7 protein-coding genes are annotated in these 6,514 nt (G+C 59.4%); 3 read left to right on the top strand and 4 right to left on the bottom strand.

Features of this window, described 5'->3' with window-relative positions; all coding sequences use genetic code 11:
• Positions 1-219: hypothetical protein (locus tag WC026_RS08325; protein WP_372710387.1), on the top strand; the 219-nt coding region annotated here is incomplete at its 5' end.
• Positions 220-513: 294 nt separating this feature from the next.
• Here WC026_RS08325 and WC026_RS08320 read toward each other — a convergent pair.
• The 3 genes from WC026_RS08320 to WC026_RS08310 all read right to left on the bottom strand — a co-directional run bounded on the left by WC026_RS08320 (position 514) and on the right by WC026_RS08310 (position 2,564).
• Positions 514-1,233 carry a toll/interleukin-1 receptor domain-containing protein gene (locus WC026_RS08320; protein WP_372710386.1) on the bottom strand — a complete coding sequence of 240 codons (720 nt, stop codon included), beginning with the start codon at positions 1,231-1,233 and terminating at the stop codon, positions 514-516.
• A gap of 474 nt (positions 1,234-1,707) precedes the next feature.
• The gene (locus WC026_RS08315; RefSeq protein WP_372710384.1) at positions 1,708-2,124 is read right to left on the bottom strand and encodes a DUF6691 family protein; all 417 of its coding nucleotides are present in this window, start codon (positions 2,122-2,124) and stop codon (positions 1,708-1,710) included.
• Positions 2,121-2,564: a YeeE/YedE family protein gene (locus WC026_RS08310; protein WP_372710382.1), complete on the bottom strand. Its 444-nt coding sequence runs from the start codon at positions 2,562-2,564 to the stop codon at positions 2,121-2,123. The genes WC026_RS08315 and WC026_RS08310 overlap by 4 nt, the downstream gene beginning before the upstream one ends.
• Before the next feature lie 703 nt (positions 2,565-3,267).
• Between WC026_RS08310 and WC026_RS08305 the strand changes: the two genes are divergently transcribed.
• Together WC026_RS08305 and ada are read left to right on the top strand one after the other, a co-directional pair.
• On the top strand, positions 3,268-4,284 hold the full coding sequence (locus tag WC026_RS08305; protein ID WP_372710380.1) for a hypothetical protein: 1,017 nt from the start codon (positions 3,268-3,270) through the stop codon (positions 4,282-4,284).
• 161 nt (positions 4,285-4,445) lie between these two features.
• Positions 4,446-5,549 carry a bifunctional DNA-binding transcriptional regulator/O6-methylguanine-DNA methyltransferase Ada gene (gene ada, locus WC026_RS08300; protein ID WP_372710379.1) on the top strand — a complete coding sequence of 368 codons (1,104 nt, stop codon included), beginning with the start codon at positions 4,446-4,448 and terminating at the stop codon, positions 5,547-5,549.
• A gap of 42 nt (positions 5,550-5,591) precedes the next feature.
• Here ada and yghU read toward each other — a convergent pair whose 3' ends face one another.
• Entirely contained in the window at positions 5,592-6,461 is an 870-nt protein-coding gene (gene yghU, locus WC026_RS08295; protein WP_372710378.1) for a glutathione-dependent disulfide-bond oxidoreductase, read from the bottom strand.
• Positions 6,462-6,514: the final 53 nt, after the last annotated feature.

The following is a 6,514-nucleotide window of genomic DNA, read 5'->3' as shown; positions in this document are numbered from 1 at the left end:
TTCGAGGCAGGTGGGCAGCAGCATCTGCTGGCGACGATCCTCGCCTTCTACAAATCGGCCCATGTAAGCCTCCCTGATGGATCGCAGGAAGCATGGACTGATTTGGCGTTTTCACACCGCCACAGGATAATGCAGACATTCCCTTCAACAGATCGCTATCACCCTGGCTCTCAAGTGCGCAAGTCTGCTCTGTATAGGAGCGGACCTTGGGAATCGTAGCGCCACTTCAATGACATAAGTGTTCGCACTTTCATCCTGTCCGGCGCGCCATTCGGCCTGCAGGCCGCAGCATATCATCATCCAAATCGACGCTTGGCGGAAGTTGGCATCTAAGTCTGCTGTTCGACCAATAGCAGCGGTCGGAGCGAACTCGGTGTCAGTCCGCTTAGGGCCGGAAACGGCACCACGCGGCTGAGTATGTGATGCACCGCACACGATTGTGTCGACACGAAGCGGACATCTGCTGGGTGCCGTCGCGCGGGCGCTCGTACCGTTTGCATGGATCCGGACCGACTACAGCGGCAAGAGGTCGATGGTGACCAGTTCAGCGAGCTTGATCGCGACGTCTGCCATTGCGTCGTCTGCCGTGTTCAAACCGGTTCGCGAGCCGAGCAGAGGGCTGACTTCACGGAGAGCTTCATACGTCGTGTTGTGTACAATAGGAACGAGCCGGTTAAGCGCTAGGAGTGCAGAAAGCTCCTTTTCCGCAATGCCCTCTCCCTGAACGCGGCGGATGAAAGCAGGCGTTACCAGCACGATCCCGGCTCGCGACTTTGCCAAGCCTTTGTCAATTTCGCGAAGCAAAGGCGTGCCAAGGGGGATGTCCTTCTCGCTGAACCATACCGAGACGCCGCGCGACTCGAGTAGATCGTGCAACTCCTTCGCGGCTCCTTTTCGGTCGTCCCACGCGTGGCAGAGGAAGACGTCCCTAATGTCAGGCTGGGGCGCTCGCTTTTCGACGCTTTCACGGACCGGCGTGAGTGCACGCACTTCGTCATGCGTGTAGGCCACGGACGAACCCGCTGGCGACCATCTCGGCTTGGCGCTGCTGCCAGACCCGCCCCTGCTGCTCCGGCCGCCGCCACCGCTTCCCGACGAGGAGTAGGATGGGTACGAGCACGACTCGTAGCTGCTGTAGCCGCGGTAACGGCTATAGCGGCCACTGCATGCAGGGCAGTTCGCTGCAGCGCTCGATGAGCGATGGCCCCGTGATGGTGCTGTACATCTAGCCATGTGACAGAACTCCACTCCTCTATGGTCGGCAGCGTGCCCGATTCGGTTTGTGTGGGCGAGATGCCACTTCCACTCCTTCCGCGGTGCGGATGCAGACGCTCCGAGCATGCTGTAGCTGCTCAGGCCCGCTGTGGGTCAGAAGCGGAGGTTGAGATCCCTGATCACCAGGTCCGCTTTGGCTCCATTGCATTAAGAGCCGGCATTGCTGACGCGGCGAAACTCACACTTCAGCCCAACTTCATCCCGCCTCGCTGACAACCTAGAGGGTAGGTAAGGGCTCAAACAGTTGACAATCCTCCGCTAAAGCGCGCTCAAGCGCTTCGAGCGCGGCCATCAAATTGTTCGAACATTTTCCGCTGAGGCGCGCCATTTGCGAACAGATTCGAACGAACGCATCGCCGTATGCCTGGCGCAGGCGAGGCACGACGAGGTCCGAGCGCCTCAACCCGTAGGCTCTCCCGGTGAGACGTTGATTTACGATCGGCTCTTGCCGACGAGCCCGGCGACGGCGATGCCGATCAGCATTGCTGGCACAAACACGAGCGTCCCGGTCGCGGCGAGCCCCAGCGACGTAATCGCCGGACCCGGGCAAAAGCCGAACAGCCCCCAGCCCAATCCGAAGATCGCGGATCCGATGACGAGCGGTCGATCGATGGTGCTCCAGCCCGGCAAATGAAAGCTGTCATCGAGAAGCGGCTTTGACCGCCGGAGCACAAACCGATAGCCCGTGGCAGTGACCGCGATGGCGCCAGCCATCACGAAAGCCAAGCTCGGATCCCAATGTCCCGCGACGTCCAAAAAATTCAAGACCTTTGCGGGATTGGCCATCCCGGAAATGACGAGCCCGAGGCCAAAAATCAGCCCGGCGGCAAGATTGATGAGAAGGCTCACGCGCCGCCTCCCACAATGTGACGGCTGACGAACACTGTGAGAGCCGCCGCCGCCATGAAGACAATGGTTGCCACGAGGGAGCGTTTCGAGAAACGCGAAAGTCCGCAGACGCCGTGCCCGCTTGTGCAACCGCCACCGAAAGCGGCGCCAAATCCGACAAGAAGCCCGGCGATGGCCGCGAGCGGTATATTTTCCGATACCGTTTGTGCGACGGCGCTGCCGGTGACGGCAGTCCAGACGAACGGCGTCGCGATGAGGCCGATGATGAATGCCAAGGCCTGCTCAGGCCTGCCGTCGGCCGCCGGCGCGATCAGCCTTTTCACCATGCCGCTGATGCCTGCGATGCGCCCGTTGGAATAGAGGAGCAGAACCGCGGAGATGCCGATCAGCGCGCCGCCAAAGGCCGACGCCAAAGGCGTGAATTCAGTCTCAATAGCCAACTTCGAAGCCCTTCGCGCTCGTTCCGATAACAGCCACACGATCCTACCAAGGACGTAGCGCCGACTCCATGCGACGCGTCAAATTCAATGTCGACGCACCTGCGGCGGCATCATCGAAGCCGTCCCATTGCTGGAAGGGTTCAGCGCAGCCGGCGTCGCGTCCTTGCCGTCGGCGACACCCGCGCCGCCCAGCGCCTTGGAACGCGCCCGATGCCGTTCAGGAAATACCGATCCGTCGCTTGCGCATTCGGAGATGCGGCCATTGCTGCGACGGCGACCACAAAAACGCGTACGCCGCGTTGAAAATTCCCCCCACGCTGACCCCCATGCCGAAAGTTCCCCGAGGGCGACGCTAGGGACAGTCATGATCGATAAGAACGAATTATTGCGACTTAGCTTATGCCGGTACCCGGCCTTTGCGGCGGCTCCCAAGCTGGAAGAATTTTAAGCTGCCTAAATTTAACAACGCTATTTCAGTATGGTAGAATTTCGCACTCCCCTGTGCGGCGACCGTCATTGCGAATTTGTGATTGTTTGATCTTCAAACCGCCACTAGGACGGTTAAGCTCCCCCAGCGTTCGAAACCGCAATTTGGGTCAAACTCGGATCGTCGGCTCCGAATCGAGCTGGTGCGCAGGTCGGCTCCGCCCCATCGCCATATGAGATTTGCGCTACGCTAGAAATCCCCAATCAAGTGTGCACGATGCAAAGAATCCTTTTTCGCCACCGGGTGGAGGTGGCGGCTCGTTACGCCTGGTTCAAGGTCAAATATCTGCTTGGTCAGAATATCGGCGTCGACAAGAATTTCCTGGCAGGCCACGCAGCCGTACGCTTGTCCAAAGGGCGTCTTCCCCAAGGTATACGCATCACGTGCTCGGGACGGCGAGACGGCGTGGGAATGCAGGCGATGGCCCGCATCTCAGGCATGAATTTCGCCAAAGCTTTCGGCGCCACATACGTCGACAGTCCTTTCCCGCGTCTCGATCATGCACCGAACGAGCAGCAGGATTGGTGCAGCGCCTGGGAAAGCTGCCTCAATCTCGGCAAGGGTGAACCGGACCGCGATGACGGCAACTATGTCGTTGTCGATTACAGCGACTATCTTCTGAAAAAACTTCCGATCGACGAGCGAACCGTATTGCGGTTTCAGCAGTGCTATTGGCTGAACAGGCATTATCCCGATTCACTCAACGCGATTTCCGAGTCCTTGCGATCGAAATTCAGATTGCCGCCAACGCCTCGCGAGCGCGGCCAGATGCTGGTCGCGGTTCACGTACGGCGCGGAGATGTCGGAAACGCGCTCAATTCTCTTCGCTTCACGCCCAACGATGCAATCGTGCGAACGATTAAATCTCTTCGTGGCATCATTGAAAAAGCGGGAGCAAAAGCGACGTTTCAGGTCCACTCACAAGGTCTCGACAGCGATTTCCGCGAGTTTTCCGAAATAGGCTGCGAACTCTATCTCGACTCCGATGCGATATGGACCATGGAAAAGCTTGTCGCATCGGACGTTCTCATCATGGCGAAGAGTTCGTTCAGCTACGTCGCCGCGCTCATCAATCGAGGCGTCAAGTTTTACGAGCCGACATTCAACCCACCGCTTTCGTCCTGGATCGTCCGGCAGAACGATGGCACGTTCGACGAAAGCCATGCGCTCGACCGGATCACGGAACACCTGAGCGCCGAAAGCGGATCGCGGTTCAGCCCAGCGCGACGATAGCTCCCGCGCAGATCTGAGAACCTTCAAAAACTTGCACCACGGCAATGCGGGGCAGAGAACGTCAGACCCGATAAATTGAATTCGAAAGCAAGGATCGGAGTGCAACACCAGGCATTGCCCCTTTATGCTGAGCAACACGAACGATGCAGAAAGCTCGCAAAATGCTTCCCGCCCCACAAACGCCCAAGGGCAAATTGAAGTCCGCGCCGAAGGCCTCGGCACAGGACATGGAAGCGGTCCGATGGGCGGCCGTGAAAGCGCGCGACGCGGCCTTCGAAGAAAAGTTCTATTATTCTGTCGCCACCACGGGCGTCTATTGTCGGCCCTCGTGTTCCGCACGACTTGCAAGACGGGAAAACGTGGCGTTCCACACATCATGCGCAGACGCGGAAAGGGCGGGGTTCCGTCCCTGCAAACGCTGCAAGCCGAATGAACCCTCCCTTCAAGACCAATACGCCGCCAAAGTCGTCGAAGCGTGCCGCCTGATCGAGCGCGCCGACGAACCGCCCAAGCTGGGCGACCTCGCGCGCGCGATCGGTCTCAGCTCCTATCACTTTCACCGCATCTTCAAGGCGGTTATCGGCCTTACCCCGAAGGCCTACGCTGTCGCGCACCGTCAGAAACGTGTTCGCGAAAACCTTGCAGGGAGCGCTTCCGTGACCGATGCCATCCACATCTCGGGCTTCAATTCGAGCGGGCGTTTTTATGCCAATTCGGCGGACTTCATAGGCATGACGCCGACGGACTTTCGCGCCGGAGGAACCGCTGCGGAAATGCGCTTCGCAGTTGGCGAATGCTCGTTGGGATCGATCCTCGTCGCCGCCAGCGCCAAAGGCATAACCGCGATTTTTCTCGGCGACGAGCCGGAGAACCTCGTCCGCAATCTGCAAGACCGCTTTCCCAAGGCGACCCTGATCGGCGGCGACAGCACATTCGAGACAATCGTCGCCACGGTCGTGGGCTTGGTCGAAGCTCCGGATAAAGGACTCGATTTGCCGCTTGATGTTCGCGGCACAGCCTTCCAGCATCGCGTCTGGCAGGCGCTGCGCGAAATCCCCTCGGGAACGACGGCAACCTACAGCGAGATCGCCGAACGCATCGGCATGCCGAAAGCTGTCCGGGCGGTAGCGAGTGCCTGCGCAGCGAACAAAATCGCCGTCGCAATCCCCTGTCACCGGGTCGTGCGCAACGACGGCTCACTATCCGGCTACCGTTGGGGCGTCGAGCGCAAACGCGCGCTTCTTAAACGCGAAGCCAAGCCCTAGAAACGCGACGCGCGAACGTCGTCCGCTCAACGATGCGCACGCTCAAACCTTGAGCTTGTCTTCCGTCCTGAGGTCGAAATCGCTGGCATCGTGACGCTCGCGAAGCTGGCGCGCAGGATCGCCGGAGGTTCGGTTGACCATCTTCCCGCGTTTGACCGCCGGACGCTCTGCAATCGCATTCGCCCAACGATTAAGATGAACATACGACGGCGCATCCAGAAACTCGGCGGCGCCATAAACCTCGTTGCGTACAAGCCCACTATACCATGGCCAGATCGCCATATCGGCAATGGAATAGTCCCCGCCGGCCATGAACTCATGAGCCGCAAGATGACGATCGAGTACGTCCAATTGCCGCTTCGCCTCCATCGCAAAACGGTTGATCGCATACTCGATCTTGATCGGAGCATAGCTGTAGAAGTGACCGAAGCCTCCGCCGAGGAAAGGCGCACTCCCCATCTGCCAAAACAGCCAGTTCAGCGCTTCCGTGCGTTTAGCCGGGTCGCTCGGCAGGAATGCACCGAACTTCTCCGCCAGATAAAGCAGGATCGAGCCAGATTCGAAAACACGTCGTGGCGCGCTCCCGCTGCGATCGACAAGCGCCGGAATCTTCGAATTGGGATTGATCTCGACGAAGCCGCTGCCGAATTGATCCCCCTCTGTGATGCGGATCAGCCATGCGTCGTACTCAGCGCCGCTGTAGCCGCGCGCGAGCAATTCCTCGAGCATCACCGTCACCTTGACGCCGTTCGGCGTCGCCAGCGAGTAAAGCTGCAGCGGATGCTTGCCGACGGGCAAATCTTCCTCGTGCGTCGCCCCGGAAATCGGCCGATTGATACTGGCAAACGCGCCCCCGCTCGGCTGTTCCCACGTCCAGACCTTGGGCGGCGAATAGCTCGCTGAATCGCTCATGTTCGATGCCTTTTGCTCAACAGTCGTCGCGCAGTATCGATGCGGCGCGCGAA

The organism is Hyphomicrobium sp. (assembly GCF_041674905.1).
In the GTDB taxonomy this organism is placed as follows: Bacteria; Pseudomonadota; Alphaproteobacteria; order Rhizobiales; family Hyphomicrobiaceae; genus Hyphomicrobium_B.
The sequence above is the reverse complement of the archived record's forward strand: the minus strand, read 5'-3'. Positions and strand labels throughout refer to the sequence as shown.